The organism is Saccharopolyspora sp. NPDC002686 (genome assembly GCF_040295745.1).
In the GTDB taxonomy this organism is placed as follows: domain Bacteria; phylum Actinomycetota; class Actinomycetes; order Mycobacteriales; family Pseudonocardiaceae; genus Saccharopolyspora; species Saccharopolyspora oryzae.
This window is the reverse complement of sequence record NZ_JBEOVY010000011.1, coordinates 1-16,290: the sequence shown is the minus strand read 5'-3', so window position 1 is coordinate 16,290 and position 16,290 is coordinate 1. Positions and strand designations below refer to the sequence as shown.

At 67.5% G+C, this 16,290-nt stretch carries 17 protein-coding genes; 11 read left to right on the top strand and 6 right to left on the bottom strand.

What is annotated here, in order from left to right:
• Window positions 1–21 precede the first annotated feature (21 nt).
• A complete protein-coding gene (locus ABTZ89_RS02950; protein ID WP_351039388.1) occupies window positions 22–627 on the bottom strand; it encodes an NADPH-dependent FMN reductase in 606 nt (201 codons plus the stop codon).
• A 165-nt stretch (window positions 628–792) separates the two neighbouring features.
• A complete protein-coding gene (locus tag ABTZ89_RS02945; protein WP_351039385.1) occupies window positions 793–1,272 on the bottom strand; it encodes an SRPBCC family protein in 480 nt (159 codons plus the stop codon).
• Window positions 1,273–1,461: 189 nt separating this feature from the next.
• Here ABTZ89_RS02945 and ABTZ89_RS02940 point away from each other — a divergent pair, with 189 nt between their 5' ends.
• Window positions 1,462–1,824 (top strand): VOC family protein, encoded by a 363-nt coding sequence (locus ABTZ89_RS02940; protein ID WP_270948784.1) that lies wholly within the window; start codon window positions 1,462–1,464, stop codon window positions 1,822–1,824.
• Between the two features lie 277 nt (window positions 1,825–2,101).
• Here ABTZ89_RS02940 and ABTZ89_RS02935 read toward each other — a convergent pair whose 3' ends face one another.
• The 3 genes from ABTZ89_RS02935 to ABTZ89_RS02925 are packed head-to-tail and all read right to left on the bottom strand — an operon-like array spanning window position 2,102 to window position 3,833.
• Entirely contained in the window at window positions 2,102–2,389 is a 288-nt protein-coding gene (locus tag ABTZ89_RS02935) for a hypothetical protein (protein ID WP_351039382.1), read from the bottom strand.
• 21 nt (window positions 2,390–2,410) lie between these two features.
• Window positions 2,411–3,394, bottom strand: coding sequence for a TRAP transporter large permease subunit (locus ABTZ89_RS02930; RefSeq protein ID WP_351039450.1), 984 nt, complete (start codon window positions 3,392–3,394; stop codon window positions 2,411–2,413).
• Entirely contained in the window at window positions 3,282–3,833 is a 552-nt protein-coding gene (locus ABTZ89_RS02925; protein ID WP_351039379.1) for a TRAP transporter large permease subunit, read from the bottom strand. The genes ABTZ89_RS02930 and ABTZ89_RS02925 overlap by 113 nt, the downstream gene beginning before the upstream one ends.
• Before the next feature lie 355 nt (window positions 3,834–4,188).
• Here ABTZ89_RS02925 and ABTZ89_RS02920 point away from each other — a divergent pair, with 355 nt between their 5' ends.
• From ABTZ89_RS02920 to ABTZ89_RS02910, 3 genes are read left to right on the top strand one after another with little or no spacing between them, the layout of a single operon-like run.
• Window positions 4,189–5,052, top strand: coding sequence for a DUF1932 domain-containing protein (locus ABTZ89_RS02920; protein WP_351039376.1), 864 nt, complete (start codon window positions 4,189–4,191; stop codon window positions 5,050–5,052).
• A gap of 38 nt (window positions 5,053–5,090) precedes the next feature.
• Entirely contained in the window at window positions 5,091–5,729 is a 639-nt protein-coding gene (locus tag ABTZ89_RS02915) for a 4-carboxy-4-hydroxy-2-oxoadipate aldolase/oxaloacetate decarboxylase (protein WP_351039373.1), read from the top strand.
• 46 nt (window positions 5,730–5,775) lie between these two features.
• Window positions 5,776–6,420 (top strand): GntR family transcriptional regulator, encoded by a 645-nt coding sequence (locus ABTZ89_RS02910; protein WP_270948680.1) that lies wholly within the window; start codon window positions 5,776–5,778, stop codon window positions 6,418–6,420.
• Between the two features lie 177 nt (window positions 6,421–6,597).
• Here the strand turns inward: ABTZ89_RS02910 and ABTZ89_RS02905 are convergent, their stop codons facing one another.
• Window positions 6,598–7,320, bottom strand: a complete 723-nt coding sequence (locus ABTZ89_RS02905) for a GntR family transcriptional regulator (RefSeq protein WP_270948679.1) — start codon at window positions 7,318–7,320, stop codon at window positions 6,598–6,600.
• 223 nt (window positions 7,321–7,543) lie between these two features.
• Between ABTZ89_RS02905 and ABTZ89_RS02900 the strand changes: the two genes are divergently transcribed.
• The 7 genes from ABTZ89_RS02900 to ABTZ89_RS02870 all read left to right on the top strand — a co-directional run bounded on the left by ABTZ89_RS02900 (window position 7,544) and on the right by ABTZ89_RS02870 (window position 16,262).
• Entirely contained in the window at window positions 7,544–8,266 is a 723-nt protein-coding gene (locus ABTZ89_RS02900) for a hypothetical protein (RefSeq protein WP_351039369.1), read from the top strand.
• 34 nt (window positions 8,267–8,300) lie between these two features.
• Entirely contained in the window at window positions 8,301–9,245 is a 945-nt protein-coding gene (locus ABTZ89_RS02895) for a PDR/VanB family oxidoreductase (protein ID WP_270948677.1), read from the top strand.
• A gap of 91 nt (window positions 9,246–9,336) precedes the next feature.
• Entirely contained in the window at window positions 9,337–10,440 is a 1,104-nt protein-coding gene (locus ABTZ89_RS02890; RefSeq protein ID WP_351039365.1) for an S-(hydroxymethyl)mycothiol dehydrogenase, read from the top strand.
• A gap of 555 nt (window positions 10,441–10,995) precedes the next feature.
• On the top strand, window positions 10,996–11,901 hold the full coding sequence (locus ABTZ89_RS02885) for an aromatic ring-hydroxylating dioxygenase subunit alpha (protein ID WP_351039362.1): 906 nt from the start codon (window positions 10,996–10,998) through the stop codon (window positions 11,899–11,901).
• Window positions 11,901–13,628 (top strand): Rieske 2Fe-2S domain-containing protein, encoded by a 1,728-nt coding sequence (locus tag ABTZ89_RS02880; protein WP_351039359.1) that lies wholly within the window; start codon window positions 11,901–11,903, stop codon window positions 13,626–13,628. Before ABTZ89_RS02885 ends, ABTZ89_RS02880 begins: the two co-directional genes overlap by 1 nt.
• A gap of 10 nt (window positions 13,629–13,638) precedes the next feature.
• A complete protein-coding gene (locus ABTZ89_RS02875) occupies window positions 13,639–14,265 on the top strand; it encodes a glutathione S-transferase family protein (RefSeq protein WP_351039356.1) in 627 nt (208 codons plus the stop codon).
• Entirely contained in the window at window positions 14,262–16,262 is a 2,001-nt protein-coding gene (locus tag ABTZ89_RS02870; protein WP_351039353.1) for a solute carrier family 23 protein, read from the top strand. The genes ABTZ89_RS02875 and ABTZ89_RS02870 overlap by 4 nt, the downstream gene beginning before the upstream one ends.
• Window positions 16,263–16,290 lie beyond the last annotated feature (28 nt).

The window sequence follows — 16,290 nt, the reverse complement described above, 5'->3', positions numbered from 1 at the left end:
CATTGCTTGACCTTGCGGCCATCAAACCGACTGCAGGCTGCTCTCGCGAACTGCTTTCAGCGCTCGGGACCATGCCACGAGCTCATCGAGCATCTCGTTCAGCGTTGACTCCTGGTGCTCTCCCGGCAAGCATTCGCCCGGTTGCACAGGATCGGTGATCACAAAATCGGTGAACGCCGACAGTGCAACCTGGCTCCGCACGGTGGCCACCTTCACCTCGGCCAGCGCCAGCCGGAGGTGTTCCACCGCGCGAACACCTCCGTGCACACCATGGCTCACGAAACCTGCCGCCTTGTCGTTCCACTCCGCGAACAGGTAGTCAATCGCATTCTTCAGCGCCGCAGGCATCGAGTGGTTGTACTCCGGCGTGACGAACACGAACCCGTCGAACGAACCCACTACGGCCGCCCACCGCTTGGTGTGCGTATTGCGGTATGCACCAAACAACGCAGGGAGATCCTCGTCCAGCAGCGGCAAGCCATGCTCGGCAAGGTCGACCACCTCGAACGTCGCATGACCGGCAACAACAGCAGGATGCCGATTCGCGACCTCGGCCACCCAACGTGCCGCGACCTCCGTGCGGCGGACAGACCTGGTGCTACCGACAACAATGCCGATGCGGATCATGACGACTCCCCTCCCAGCGAACGTTTCCCCGGACTTGCTGGCCACGAACCAATCTACAACGGGGATGGCATTCTGTAAAACGCTCGATGCATCTCGCGGCTGCCCAACCTGGGCGCGTCATGATCGCCGCACCTGCAGGCAGCAGAACGGTCGAGCTCACTGGGCTCAGCTCTCGACCACGGTCTTGATCGCCTGCAACGTTCGACGCATGTCCCTCTCGATGCGGGGGCCGCGGATCCAGCCGAGCAATGCCCAGTACAGGCGCATCGGCAACGTCCTGGTCAGCTCGAAGGATTCGGTCACAGCCGTGCCGCCGCCCGCCTCCTCCAGCACGTACGACCACGTGAGCTGGACCGTGTTGCGCGGAGCGATCGGTAAGCCAAATGGACGCGAACTCACCTCGAAAGCAAACTTGCGCATCGGCTCGCAGGCCACGACCGTGCACTCCGTCCAGTACACCGGTCCCTTCTCGTTGCGCTTGACGTGACCTCGGAATCGAGCTCCTGCGGTCGCACCGGTTGCGCCGTCGAGCCATTCGGCTTCGAATGTCTCAGGGCTGAACCGGCCGATCTGAGTTACATCGCTGATGAGTAGCCAAACTCTGTCCGCTGGGGCATTGATGTGTACCGTCACAGAGCCGCGCATCGCCTCAGCGTAACCCGAGGGACAACCTTCCTACTCGGGATCTCAGCGCGGTGGTGGACGGCAAGCTGTTCTGCTGGCGGCGCGACATCCGCCTCCGCTGGTGGGGCGAGGTGCGGATACACACCCACCGAGCCTGCCTGTCGGGGATGGCTCGGGAGCGGTGGTCTTCGGTAGATTCGCGCCGTGCCAATGGTTCGCCTCGGAGCAGTCGCGCTCGACACCGACGCGCCGATAGTTCTCGCGACATTCTGGAGTGAGCTGCTCGGCGGCCAGATCTCGTTCTCCAGCAACGACTTCATCTCCATCGTCGCTGGTCCCATCCGCCTGAATGTTCACCGGGTAGTCGACTACCGCGCGCCGTCCTGGCCGGATGGATCAACTCCGAAGCAGATGCATCTCGATATCGAGGTATGCGATCTGGAGGCGGCGGAGGAGCAGGCTCTCCGGCTCGGAGCACGACGAGCGGACGTGCAGCCCGCGCTCGACCGGTGGCGAGTTCTGCTGGACCCCGCCGGCCATCCGTTCTGCTTGACCACACAATTCCCCGAGTGAAACGACCCACCACATCCGGCTACAGTGGACGCCGCGATGTTGGCCCTGCCATGACCTGACCAGATGCCGCAGGATCGGCCTGCTGAGACGTAAACCCAGCACGAGGTTCGTCCAGGGCGGAAGGACTCAACCGCGGCGAAGGCGTCCCAGAGTCGCTATCGGAAGTGATGTGTGACCTGCTCGAGGAATGTCTGATCCCCGCCCTTGGCATCGCCAGACTCACGGGGCGCCCCTGGCCCACTCGGCTTCGGTCTGGGCTCGCTTTCTTGCGAGGTAGTCACTCACCGTCGGTGTCGTCTTCCGCCCCTTCGTTTTGCTTTGTGCGGTAGGAAAGCGCGAAGGACAACAGGCCGGAGATTGAGGCACCGCCGAAAGCGTATGGGCCGAGCGCGTCTGCCCAGTTGCGGGCACCCGTGGCGTCTCCAGCAACGAGGGCGGCGATCTGGCCGGTCACGATGGCAAGTCCGGCGATTAGGAAGAACACCACGGCGACTACGAACAGGAAGGTCGCGATGCGTGTCGGGCGGGATGTTGTTGGTGCCGGTGCGTTCGTCGTCGAACTCATCAGGACTCCCTTGGTCCAAGGTCACACGGGTAGCGCGCCGATGGCGATCAGCACGCCCATGCCGAGGATCGGCAGGCAGTAGTAGGACACCAGCGGCAGGAACGTCTTGACCGGGTCGACGCGCGCGATGCCGGCAGCGACGTAGATGGGGGCGCCGGACGGCGGTGAGGCGCCTTCGGTGGAGGCGAAGATGAGTACCGCGGCTGCGGCGATGGGAGCGGGGATACCTGCTCCGACGAGTGCTGCGACCGCGACCGGGCCGATGGCCGCCATGGTGGCGCTGGCGGTGAGCGGGATGGCGATGGCCACGATGATGACGCCGATGGCGATGGCCATGACCCAAGCGGATGCGTCCAAGCCGGACAGGACCGCCTTGAGCTGCTCGGCCAGGCCGAGGTCGGCGAGCAGGTTCGAGGCGGAGAACGCCGCAACGATCGTGATGCCGATGACGCCAAAGGACGGAGCCGCCTTGGCCACTGTGGACCACCAGTCCGATGCGCTGCGCGGCAGGTGCTTGCGGCCCAGGATGAGCACGAGGGCGATCATGAGCACGGGGATCCAGGTGATCAAGCTGATCACATCGGGCATGGTGTACGGCTGGGCGGCCAGCAGTGTTCCGTCGGCGAGCTCGACGGGTTCTTTGAGGTCGTGGGACACGCTGGTGTAGGTACCGAGTGCGTCGGCGATCGGACCGCGGGTCAGCATGAGCGGGATCAGAATCGGGACAAAGAGCAGCAGCGACGTCCAGCCGGTGCGCAGACTGCGCCCGAAAGGCATCCGGTCTGCCGCCGAAACAGCCTGGATGTCGTTGCGGCGAACCAGGAAGAACACCAGGACCAGGCGATAGACCAGGCACCACAGCCCGGCCAGGGCCAGGGGTTTGATGATCTCGTCAGGTTGCATGATGCCCTGCGCGGCGAGCCCGCCGACCAGGATGAACATCGTCGAAGAGAACGGGAACGTCACGCCCATGCCCGCGCCGCCTGCCACGACCGTGGCGGCCAGTTCCGGTTTGACACCGGAGCGCTTCATCCACGGCACCGTGACCGAACCGACAGCCGCGGTGACCCGCGGCCCCTACGTGGGCAATCGCTCCGAAGATCCCACCGGCGACGGTGGCGGTGTAGACCGGTCCTCCGCGAAGCCGGCCGAGCATGGAATTCAGGAGGTCGATCAGCTTGTCCAAGACCGGCGTCCTCGTCAGCAGATAGCTCATGAAGACGAAGGCCAGTCCCGCGAAGGTGACCTCTTCCTGCATGGCATCCAGCACCGCGCTGCCGATCGCTGACAGCGGAGAGCCGCCGTCGGAGACCCCACCCACAAGCGCAAACGCGCAGACTGCGAGGAAGCCGAGGATCATGGCCTCACCGATGTTGCGCTTGAATGCGGCATTCCAGGTGATGATGACGCCGACGAATGCCGCGAGCGCCCATACTCCGGTCATCGCGCGCCCCCGGAGAGAACGGTGGTGTGATCCGGCAGGACAACCGTTCCCGCCACATCGCTCCCCTTCAGGCTGCCGACCGCTTTGGCGACCCCGGCTGCGCCGACCGAACTCGCGCCCTCGGTCTGGCCAGGATCATGCTGGCGCGGCCTTGTCAGTCGCATCGGCTTCTCCGCTCTCCGCCGCTGAGCTCCGTCCAGCGTGCGCCGTGTCGTCGGTGACATGCCAGAGAACGATAGAAGTACAACTGATCCCTGTCACTACCTGAGTTCCAGAAAATCTTGCCTGATTGTTCGTAAATGGTACTGTCCAGTCCCTAGTCATTGTTGACGCCGGACTCCAGGAGCAGTGCCCCATGCAAGAGGTCTTGATCGTCGGTTGCGGCGAAGTGGGTGTCGCCTACGCCGAGGGGCTTCGAAAACTCGATCCCGCCCCGAAGCTGCACCTGCTGGATCCCACCCCGAGCGCGGGCGCACTCGCGCTCGCCGAGAGCGCGGGCATCGCTGTCCATCACGAACCCGGCCGGGCCCTGATGGCGGCCGACGTGGTGCTGCTCGCGACGCCGGGCGGTGCGCTGGAGCAGGTGCTCGATGCGCTGCTGCCTCATCTGCCGACGGGAATCGTCGTCGCAGACCTGAGCACAGCAACTGCCGAGGCCAAGCAGCAGGCGGACGCCCGCTGCCGCGGCAGCCAACTCACCTACGTCGACGTGGCGATCACCGGCTCCGTGGCGTTGACCGGATCCGCCACGCCACTGCTGTACGCGGGCCCGGACGCTCCAACGCTCATCGAGATGCTGCAGCAGCTCGGGGCGCCGCTGACGGTGCTGAGTGGCGCACGCCCGGGTGATGCGATGCGAGTCAAACTCCTGCGGTCGGTCATCATGAAGGGCCTCGAAGGCCTGGCCGTGGAATGCCTACCCGCCGCGGAGGAATTCGGGGTCTCCGAGGCACTCTGGGATTCATTGTCCGATGTGGACAAGACTGGCTTCGTCCCGTTGCTGCGCGCCATGATCCGCACCCACCCCCGGCATGCCGAACGCCGCGAGCACGAGGTAGCCGAAGCCGCTGCGCAGCTGGAGTCCATCGGATACCCCAGCACGCTGACCCGCGCGACCGAGCGGTTGTTCGGCGCCACCAACGCCGCCGCGGGCAAGTCCTTCCCCGAGCAGGACGGCACCGACGGGGTCATCAGCTGGTTGCGTTCCACGAATCGTTGATCCACAGCATGAAAACCATTAGAGAACTTGGAGAATTGATGCCCTCCACCGAAACCCGGCCCGCCCAAGACGTTCTCGACCGGCTCGGCGAGCTCGGTGCTGCGACGGTGTACGAGGCCAACGGCCAGCGCGGTGCACTCGACGCAGGGATCAAGCCCCTCGACCCGGCCACGACCGCGGTCGGTCGCGCTGTCACGGTCGACCTGGCACCGGCCGACAACTGGTACATCCACGTCGCGCTGCTGGAAGCCGGTCCGGGCGACGTGCTGGTCGTCGACGCCAAGGGCTACCTGGAAGCCGGTCCCTGGGGCGACGTGCTGACCTGCGCCGCGCAGGAACGCGGGCTGGCGGGGCTGGTCATCGACGGGGCGGTCCGGGACAGCCGGGACATCATCGCCGCCGGTTTCCCGGTGTTCGCGCGCGGTCTGTCCATCAAGGGCACCACCAAGGCCGTGGAGGGGCGCGTCAACGTCCCGGTCCGAGTAGGCGGGACCATCATCGAGCCTGGCGACATCATCCTCGGGGACGCCGATGGACTCGTGCGCGTGACCGCTGACGAGGTTCCGGACGCACTCGCCGCCGCCGAAGCACGCGCGGCCAAGGAAGCCAGGTTCCGCGAACACATCCGCACCGGCGCCAGCACGCTCGACCTGCTGGGACTCCCGAACCCGCGATAGGAAAGGAGATAGGCTCGCCAGGAGCCAGCACAGCCGAGGAGGACACATGGGGCGACCCGCCGATGAGGTGTACAACGCCCTGAAGAAGGCCATCCAAACCGGCCGGCTGGCGCCCGGCGAGCACCTCGTCGAGGACAACCTGCGCACCGAGTACGGCGTCAGCCGCACTCCCGTCCGCAACGCCCTGCGCCGTCTCGCCGAGAACGGCCTGGTCACCATCGAAGCGAATCGCGGCGCCTTCGTCGCCTCCTGGACCAGTGATGACGCCGCCGAGGTGATGTCCATCCGCGCCTTGCTCGAACCGCACGCGGCCGCGCTGGCCGCTGAGCGGCGCAGCGACGAACAGCTCAATCGGTTGCTCGAGATCTGCGCGACGATGGAGGAGTGCGAGCGGCGGCGAGCAAGCGACTTCCGCGATGAGCTCGCCCGGCAGAACCACGAACTGCACACCACGGTGCTGGAGTCCGCCGCCTCCCCCCGCCTCTACAGCATTGCCGCGAACCTCACCCGAGCGCCGCTGATGGTCGGCTCGTTCCAGTTCTACAGCGACGAACAACTCTTCCGCAGCCTGCGCGAACACCGCGATCTCGTCGCAGCCATCGAAGCGCGAGACGCGGCGTCGGCACGCGCGGTGATGGAGGCACACCTGCGGCAGGCCTACCGCACCATGACCACTCCAGCCCCGAACTGACGCCTCCGCGCCCACCCGGGTGCGGTGTCGCGAGGTCATCACGAGGCAGTCCAACCTGCTTCAGGCCACCACGCTCCCCCAAAATCCTCCCGCTCCCACAGCTCCTGGCTCTACGTCCTGACCGGGTCCGCTACCGAGGCGGGCGACCCGAAAACTCCGCAGTTCGCAGGAAAAGCGTCAGGCTCCCAGCCCGCCATCTCGCAGGTACTCGATCAACATCGCCTGGGAGCGCCGGATGTGGTCGCGCATCGCCTCGCGGGCCTGCGCCCCCCGCCCGTTCACGATCCGGTCCAGGATGACCTCGTGGTCATCCAGGTAGAGGACCTGCAGGGCCTCCGGCGTCCGGATGGCCAGCCGCACCGTGTCCTTCGGGAAGTACCGGTGCAGCTCCTGGATCATCTGCCCCAGCCGCCGGTTCCCGCCCGCGTCGTGGATGACACCGTGGAACGCGTCGTTGAAGTGGCGAAGCCGCTCGGCGGCGCTCTCCCCCGAGCCGTCCAGTGCCGCGACGGCTGTCGGCAGGAGATCGGCCAGCGCCTTCTGCGCCTCCGCCAGCTGTCGAGCGACTGACGGATCCTTCGCCTCGGCCGCGAGCTCGGCGGCGAATCCCTCGAGCTCGGCGCGGACCTGGTAGACCTCCTCGAGCTCGCGAAGGGTCGGCACGCGCACCCTGGCGCCGCGGTTCGGGATGAGTTCGACCAGGTTGAGCGCCTGCAACTTGCGCAAGGCCTCGCGGGCAGGTGTGCGGCTGACGCCGAACCGCCGGCAGACCTCGTCCTGCTGGAGATGCGCGCCGCGCGCGTAGCGCCCCGCCAGGATCTCGCCCTCGAGTATCCGGGCGATCTGGTCCGCGTAGCTGCTCGGGGACTCGAGTCCCGCCCCCGAGGGCATGTCGCTCATCTGGCCTCTCACATCTCGTCATCGCGGGGCGGCCGACCGGACGCGACCGCTCTCACCCCGACGCGGAACGCCCTGGTCAGGATGGGCGGGCGGCGATCCGGCGGCATTCCCGTCGCACCCTGTGACGCCCGCACCGCCGCCATGGCGGCCCCGGTCGTCGTCCTCTTTCGTATCAGGTCGGGTCTTGACATCGACCCCCGCTGTCGATTGTATCCACGGATACATGGATCCAATCGACGAGCTGTGGGAGGCCGACATGGTCGATGTGCGGAACGTGCGGGGCGGCGACGGACTGGACCCGATCCGGGACGAGATCAACGAACTGCTGGACTCGGTCGTCGAGTCGACCGCGAAGGCCACCGAGGCGTTCTTCGCCTCCTACGACGAGGACCCGGACCCGGCGCGGCTCGCCGCGTGGCTGGCTCCCCGCTGCTGGCGGGAGATCGACTACGTGTACCTGCTCAACGAGGAGATCGCCCGGTACGGCATGCAGTTCGAACGCCGGCACATCACGCTGCTGGCCAAGCAGTCCTTCCAGGAGGCCGAGCACTACGACATGGTCGGGAAGGCCATCGAGTCCCTCGGCGGCACCGTGCCCACCTCCGTCCCCGCCGAGGCCGAGCCGTGGAGCACGTTCCTCTGGGAATGCCTGGACCGGCACCCCCTCGCCGCGGTCGCCGCGTGGAACCTGTCCGAGACCTCGGCCTCCGGCAGCTTCGAACCGACCTTCCGCGGCGCGGAGCGCCATGGTCTCGACGAGGTCGTCCGCATCTACAAGCGGATCGAGACCGACGAGAAGTTCCACGTCGGGCTCGGCCTCCAGATGATGTCGACCTACGTCGAGGACGACAACGACCGCGAGGAGATCCTGCGCGCGATGCGGGGCATGCGCGACATCGCCTGGAAGACGTTCACCCCCGAGTCCGTCAACACCGCCGGCGCCTGACCGAGCCGGTCCGAAGCACCCCGGGAGAGGCACCATGGCCGACACCTGGACCACCCTCGAAGTCGAGTCCGCGGAGCCGTGCGCCACCGACGTCGTGGTCATCACGCTCGTCGACCCCGACGGAGCTGCGCTGCCGGCGTGGGCCCCCGGGGCGCACATCGACGTCGATCTCGGAGCCGGATTCCTCCGGCAGTACTCCCTCTGCGGAGATCCCGGCGACCCAGGACGGTGGCGGATCGCCGTCCTGCGCGAGGCAGCGGGCCGCGGCGGTTCGCAACGGGTGCACGACCTCGTGCGAGCCGGGGGAAAGCTACCTGTCCGCGGTCCGCGCAACCACTTCCCGCTCGTCGACGCCGATCGCTACCTCTTCATCGCGGGCGGGATCGGCATCACGCCGATCCTGCCGATGGTCCGCCGCGCCGCAGCACAGGGGCGGCCCTGGACGGCGTTGTACGGAGGCCGGTCGCGGAACTCGATGGCCTTCGTCGACGAGCTCCGCGCTGTTCCCGGCGGCGACCTCGCCGTCGTTCCGCAGGACGAGTTCGGGCTGCTCGACCTCCCGGCCGCCCTCGGTGCGCCGACCGAGCGGACCGCGATCTACTGCTGCGGTCCCGAACCGCTGATCGCAGCCGTCGAACGGGAGTCGGCGCACTGGTCTCCGGGCGCCCTGCACCGCGAACGGTTCACCGCAGCGCCGGTCACCACCGAGGGCGGCGCGTTCGAAGTGGTGCTCCAGCGCAGCGGGCTTCGCCTGGAAGTGCCCGAGCACGAGTCGCTGCTCGACATCATCGAAAACGCAGGCGTCGCCGTGGAGAACTCGTGCCGTGCCGGTATCTGCGGCACCTGCTTGGTCCGGGTGACCTCCGGCGAGCCGGACCACCACGACGACGTCCTCTCCGACGACGAGCGCGAACGCGGCGAGGTCATGCTGCCGTGCGTGTCCCGGGCGCGCGGCGAACTCCTCGTGCTCGACCTCTAGAACCGTTCGGGCCGGTCCACGACAGCGGACGCGGGCTTCCCCTCTCGATCCTGGCTCCGGAAACCACGCTCCCCACACCGAAGGAGACGTCATGTCACAAAAGGTCCGCGGTGTCGTCGCGCTCGCCGAGGGCGAGCCGGTGACCGTCGAGACGATCATCGTTCCGGAGCCGGGTCCGGGCGAGGCCGTGGTCGCGATCCAGGCGTGCGGGGTCTGCCACACCGACCTGCACTACCGCGACGGCGGCATCAACGACGAGTTCCCGTTCCTGCTCGGCCACGAAGCCGCCGGAATCGTGGAATCGATCGGCGACGGCGTGGCCGACCTGTCCCCGGGCGACTACGTGGTGCTGAACTGGCGCGCGGTGTGCGGCGCCTGCCGGGCGTGCCGGAGGGGAAAGCCGCAGTACTGCTTCGACACCTGCAACGCCGAGCAGGCCATGACCCTGGAAGACGGCACCGTGCTGTCCCCGGCCCTGGGCATCGGCGCGTTCGCGGAGAAGACGCTGGTCGCCGCCGGGCAGTGCACCAAGGTGAACCCGGAGGCCCCGGCGCAGGTCGCCGGGCTGCTCGGCTGCGGCGTGATGGCCGGCCTCGGTGCGGCGGTCAACACCGGGCAGGTGGGCCGTGGCGACTCGCTCGCGGTGATCGGCTGCGGCGGCGTCGGTGACGCCGCCATCGCCGGCGCGAAGCTGGCCGGGGCGACCACGATCATCGCCGTGGACACCGACCCGCGAAAGCTGACGTGGGCCGAGGAGTTCGGCGCGACGCACACCTGCAACGCCCGCGAGACCGACCCGGTCGAGTTCATCCGCTCGGTCACCGACGGCTACGGCGCCGACGTCGTCGTCGACGCCGTGGGACGCCCGGAGACCTACCGGCAGGCGTTCTTCGCCCGCGACTTGGCAGGCACGGTCGTCCTGGTCGGAGTCCCGACCCCGGACCTGATGGCGCCGGAAATCCCGCTGATCGAGTACTTCGGCCGCGGCGGCGCCCTGAAGTCCTCCTGGTACGGCGACTGCCTGCCCAGCCGGGACTTCCCCACCTGCATCGACCTCTACCTGCAGGGCCGGCTCCCGCTCGACAAGTTCGTCACCGAAACCATTGCCCTGGACCAGATCGAGTCCGCATTCGACAAGATGCGCGCCGGCGAAGTCCTGCGTTCGGTGGTGCTCCTGGACCCTACGAGGTCCTGATGGCCAGGCGAATGCAAGGTGTCCGCCTGCATTCCCCTGACCCCGGAGACCAACGAGTTGTTCTGGGGGCGCACCGAATTCCGCGGCCAGCAGTACCTGACTACAACCAGCGGCCTACAGCCGGCAGCTCTCCGTCGTCGGCGTCGTGATCGACATCCACGGGCGCACCCGCGGAGCATTGATCATCGGCGCCCCAGCCACTCGCCTGCCCCACGACGAGCTTCCCTACGTGGCGAGCACGCTGGTCGACGCCGCACGGCGCCTCGGTGCCGAACTACCGTCCGCAGGGAGCAATACGCAGACATCGGGCGGTTGAACAGCCGCTGTCCCAGGTGTCGGAGTTCAACGGCCGCTGCATGCTTTCCGGCGCTGAGGGGCCGTGAACATACTGCAACAGTTTGTTTATTTCCTGCTCGGAGGGTGCTAACTTCTTGGCTGGCACCAGTTCGGGAGTGATCAGAGCCGGGTCCGTGGTCGCGACGTCGACCTCCGGAGCGGGATGGCGACTCCAGCCAGACCCCTCCCCTCCCGACCGTCTGTGCAAGGAGGCCACCCATGGCTCCCGAACGCCTGGACCAACCCTGCGAGGACGACCCTCTGCTCGACCTGTGGCACCCGTTGGGGGCCGTCGAGACGATGCCGAAAAACCGCACGTGGAAAGATCAGCTGCTCGGCGTTCCGCTGACGCTGAGCCGATCGCCCGAGGGCGGGTTCGCCGTGTGGAAACGGCGGGGCGACGATCCCGACTCGGCGGAAGGGCCTCCGGCTTCGACGCTGCCGGTGACCGAGCGGTACGGCTACCTGTGGACGTCGCTGGGCACGCCGCGCCCGCTGTTCGGCATTCCGGAAGCGGACGAGAGCGATCGACGTCTGCTGCACGCCACGTCGATCACGGCCCACACGTCCGCTCCCAGGAGCATCGAGAACTTCCTCGACATGGGGCACTTTCCGTTCGTCCACACCTCCGTTCTGGGCGATGAGCCGCACACCGAGGTCAAGGACTACAACGTGGAGGTCTCCGTCGCCAGCGAGGAAATCCTGGCAACGGATTGCGTTTTCTACCAGCCACAAGCGGCGCTGTCCAGCCAGGGCGGCGCGGAGGTCGACTACGCGTTCCGGGTCCCGCATCCCCACTGCTCCGTGCTGTACAAGTCGAGCCCGGGGGTCGCGGATCGGTTCGACGTCATCGCGCTGTTCGTGCAGGCCCTCGACCAGGAGCACATCCGCGCCCACATGTGGCTGTGCCTGCTGGACGACAGCCAGCCCGACTGGGCCCTGCGCCGGTTCCAGGTATCGATCTTCGGCCAGGACAAACCCATCCTCGAGAACCAGTTGCCGCGCAGGCTGCCGCTCGACCCGCGAGCGGAGACACCGATCCGGGCCGACAAGTCCGGCGTCGCCTATCGCCGGTGGCTGGGCCAGATGGGTGTCCGCTACGGCGTCATCCCGGGAGCCGCGTGATGGGTGAAGACCTGCTGCTGCGCGCGGGGAAGAGCTGGCACCCCATCGCCGCCGAGAGCGATCTGGTTTACCGGCACGTGTTCCAAGGCCAACTGCTCGGGCAGGAACTGGCCGTGTGGCGAGCCGACGACGACCACGTCAACGTCTGGGAAAACCGGTGCCTGCACCGGGGTGTCCGACTGTCGGTCGCGATGAACGACGGCCGCGAGCTGAAATGCCAGTACCACGGCTGGCGCTACGCCAACCGCACTGCGGCCTGCACCTACATCCCGGCGCATCCCGCCGATGCCCCCGCGCGGACCATCACCAATCGAACCTATCCGGTGCGCACGAGCGGCGGGATGGTGTGGACCGCGTTGGCGGAGCCGACCGACGAGCCACCCGAACTCGACGCTGGTCTCGTGCTCCGCCCCATGCCGGTACGGGCGCGGCCGGAGAACGTGGTGGCCCTGCTCGTCGAACATCCACCTGCGCTCCCGGACGCCGCACCGCCGTCGGCTCGGCGATGCGGGGACTTCATCGTCGAGGTGGAAGGGGTCGGCTTCTTCGCGGTGCAGCCCGTGGATGCCGACCGCGCGATCATCCGGGGTGTGCTGACCGGCCAGGCATCGGCGGGAAGACTGCGACTGCTCCGGCACTTCGACGGTGCCCTGACACGCCTTCGGGAGATCGCTCAGGAACGGGAAGCCGACGAGCCCGCTCCGGAACCGCTGCCGCCCCGCTACGAACCGGTCCCGAAGCACTTGGCGTCGCTGCCCGCCGGCAGTGAGCACCTCGACCTGCCGACTCGGGTCCGGGTGGTCCGAACGTGGGAGGCGGGCGCCGGCGTCCGCGGACTGGAGCTCGGACCGGTGGGCGACCGTCCGCTCCCGAGCGGTCAACCGGGTTCTCATCTCGACGTCGCCCTGCCCGGTGGTCTGGTCCGCCAGTACTCGCTGGTCAACGCGCCCGGCGAGACCGGGCACTACGTGATCGGGGTGAAGCTGACCCCCGACTCCGCAGGGGGATCGGTATCCTTGCACGAACGGGTGCGCGAAGGTGACGTGCTCGCGGTGTCCTTGCCGCGCAACAACTTTCCGCTGCGGCGAGACCGCGAACGCACGGTGCTGGTCGCGGGCGGAATCGGGATCACCCCGCTGCTCGCGATGGCGCAGATGTTGGAGCACCAGGAGCTCCACTACGAGCTGCACTACTTCGCCGCGCGCGAAGCCGACGTGTCCTTCAAGGATCGCCTGGCACGCCTGGGAAATGTCCGGACCATCATCGGACTGGATCCCGCGGAGACGACGGCCGAGCTGGAGCGACTTCTCGGGGCAACGGATCACGAGGACTGCCAGGTCTACGTCTGCGGCCCCCCGCCGATGCTGGACACCGCCAGGGATGTCGCTCACCAGGCCGGCTGGCCGCGCGAAGCCGTGCACTTCGAGTACTTCCGCAACGACCAGGAGATCGACGAAAGCAGTCGTTTCGAGATCGTCCTCGCCCGGTCGGTCATGAACCTGACGGTGGAGCCCGGGCGCAGCATCCTGGAGACCGTGCGCGAGGCCGGTGTGACGATTCCGTCCTCGTGCGAGCAGGGGGCCTGCGGCACCTGCCGGGTTGCGGTCATCGACGGCCAGCCGGATCACCAGGACGTCTACCTCGACGAGGACGAGAGAGCGGCGGGTGACTCGATGATGACGTGCGTTTCGCGGTCGCTCACCGATCGGCTGACCCTGGACCTGTGAGGAGTTCACCATGATCGTCCTCTACGACGACGAGACGTCCGCCGAGTGCTACCAGGTCCGCGTGCTGCTGGGTGTGCTCGGACTGGACTTCCGGTCGGTGGCCCTGGAGGAGTACGGCTTCGACCCGGACGGTGGCCGGTCGGCCCTGGTGCTCATCGACGACCGGGTGGCTCCCGCGGCGGTTGCGCACCATGCCGGATCAGCCTTGCTGTACTTGGCTCGGGTCTACGACAGCGGGGGAAGGCTCGTGCGTGCTGATGATCCGGCTGGACACGCATCCGTGCTGGACTGGCTGGTGTTCGCGCGTGACCTGACCACATCCGCGGGAGCGGCGCGGAGGCACGAGGCATTCGGTGATCCGGTGGATCTTCCGCAGGCCCAGCAGGAAGCGCATCGGTTGTTGCGCGTGCTGGACCGCCACTTGTGGTTCATGGAGCGGCAGGGCGAGGACTTCCTGGTGGGCGCGTTCTCGCTCGGCGACATCGCCTGCTTCGGAGATGTCGTGCTCTGCGAAGAAGGTGGCGTTTCCCGCCTGGACTACCCCGCCGTGCGGCGCTGGTGCGATCGAGTCCAGCGGGTGCCGGGCGTGCCCTTGATGCCCGGGATCTTCCGCGTCGCCGCGGGACATCCGTCATGAGCACCGGCGCCCGGGCTCGCCGTCACCCCGTGGACGAGGTGCCGTCGGCGGCGAAGCTGACCGTCTACGGGTTCCAACACGTGCTGGCGTTCTTCGCCGGTGGGGCGATCGTCATCCCGACCCTGCTGGCCTCAGCGCTGGGCCTGGACAGCGGTCAACTCGTCCACCTCATCAACGCGTGCCTGCTGACCTGCGGAATAGCCTCGATCATCCAGTCGGTGGGCTTCTGGAAGGTGGGAGTGCGGCTCCCGCTGCTGCAGGGCGTGTCGGCGGTCGCGGTGGCACCGATGGTCGCCATCGGTCTGGGTGCGGGTGGCGGCGCGCAGGGGCTTCGGATGGTCTACGGCGCCGTGATCGTGGCCGGACTGATCACATTCGTGATCGCACCGGTCTTCGGCCGCATGGTGCGTTACTTCCCGCCGGTGGTGACGGGGTCGGTCATCTCCATCATCGGCCTGAGCCTGCTTTCGGTCGCCGCGAAGAGCGCAGCCGGAGGCGAAGGACTCTCGTTCGATCCGGGTAGCGGCCGCAACATGGCTTACGCCCTCGGCACGTTCGCCGTCATCGTCCTGGTGCACAAGGTGTCGCGGGGATTTCTGTCCACGGTGGGGGTGCTGCTCGGCCTGACGCTCGCCACGTTCGTCGCCTGGTCGTTGGGAGATACCAGCTTCGACGCCGTGGGAGATGCCTCCTGGGTGGGATTGTCGACCCCGTTCCACTTCAGCAGCCCGATGGTGTCGCCGGCCGGGGTCCTGTCGATGATGGTGGTCATGGTGGTCACGGCGATCGAGACCACCGGCGCGGTGACCGGTGTCTCGGAGATCGTCGACAGGCGCGTGCGGGGTGACGACATCACCCGCGCGATGCGGGCGGACGGGCTCTCGACGATGATCGGCGGGACCCTCAACTCGTTCCCCTACACCTGCTTCAGCGAGAACGTGGGCTTGGTGCGCCTCACCGGGGTGAAGAGCCGCTGGGTGATCAGCGTGGCCGGGTTTTTCATGATCATGCTGGGCTTGGTGCCGAAGTTCGCGGCCGTCGTCACGGCCATCCCGGCACCCGTGCTCGGGGGCGCTTCGCTGGCCATGTTCGCCATGGTGGCCGTGGTCGGACTTCAGATCCTGTCCCGGGTCGACTTCCACGACCACCGCAACTCCATGATCGTGGCCGCCAGCTTCGGGATCGCCATGTACATCACCATGGTGCCCGAGGTGACCACAGCCGTCCCGGGGTGGGCGCAGATCTTCGTCGGCAGCGGGACCACGATGGGAGCGATCACCGCGATCGTCCTGAACCTGGTCTTCCACCACCTCGGCAGACGACGCGAAGCCACCCGCGACGAGGCACCGAGCGAACTCGGGCTGACGCTGGACCAGATCAACACCATGTCCGCGCAGGAGTTCCGAACCACCTTCGCGCCGCTGTTCCAAGGCCCGACCCCGGCCATCGACCGCGCCTGCGAGCAGCGGCCGTTCGCCGACGTGGCCGAGCTCAAGACAGCCCTTCTAGCGGGGTTCTTCGACTCCAGCGATGACGAACTGCGACGGCTGCTGCCGTCCTACCCGGACCTCGGACGGCCGATGGCCGCCAGCGGGGACAACGGCGGAATGTCGTTCCGCGACCAGTCCGTTGCCGGGCTGACCGACCTGGTCGAGCACGAGCAGGAACAGCTCGACGAACTCACCAGGGCCTACCGGGACCGCTTCGGCTTCCCACTGGTCATGTGCCTGCGCGAGCACGCACATCTCCAAGCAGTGCTGGACCACGGATCACGGCGGCTGCACAACGCTCCCGCCTACGAGTACCACGCCGCGGCCTTGGAGATCGCCCGGATCGCCGACCACCGGTTCCACGACCTGGTGGCGACTGCGGAAGTTGCCGGTCACGAGGCGCCGATGCAGAACGCGACGCCTCCTCCGTCGTCACCTGATGCCATCCAGCGCTCCGAAAAGCGCAATCCCTCCCCCACTCAAACGTGGGTCTTGCGGCCACTATAGCGATGCGCGGTGCGGTCCAGCGGCGCAT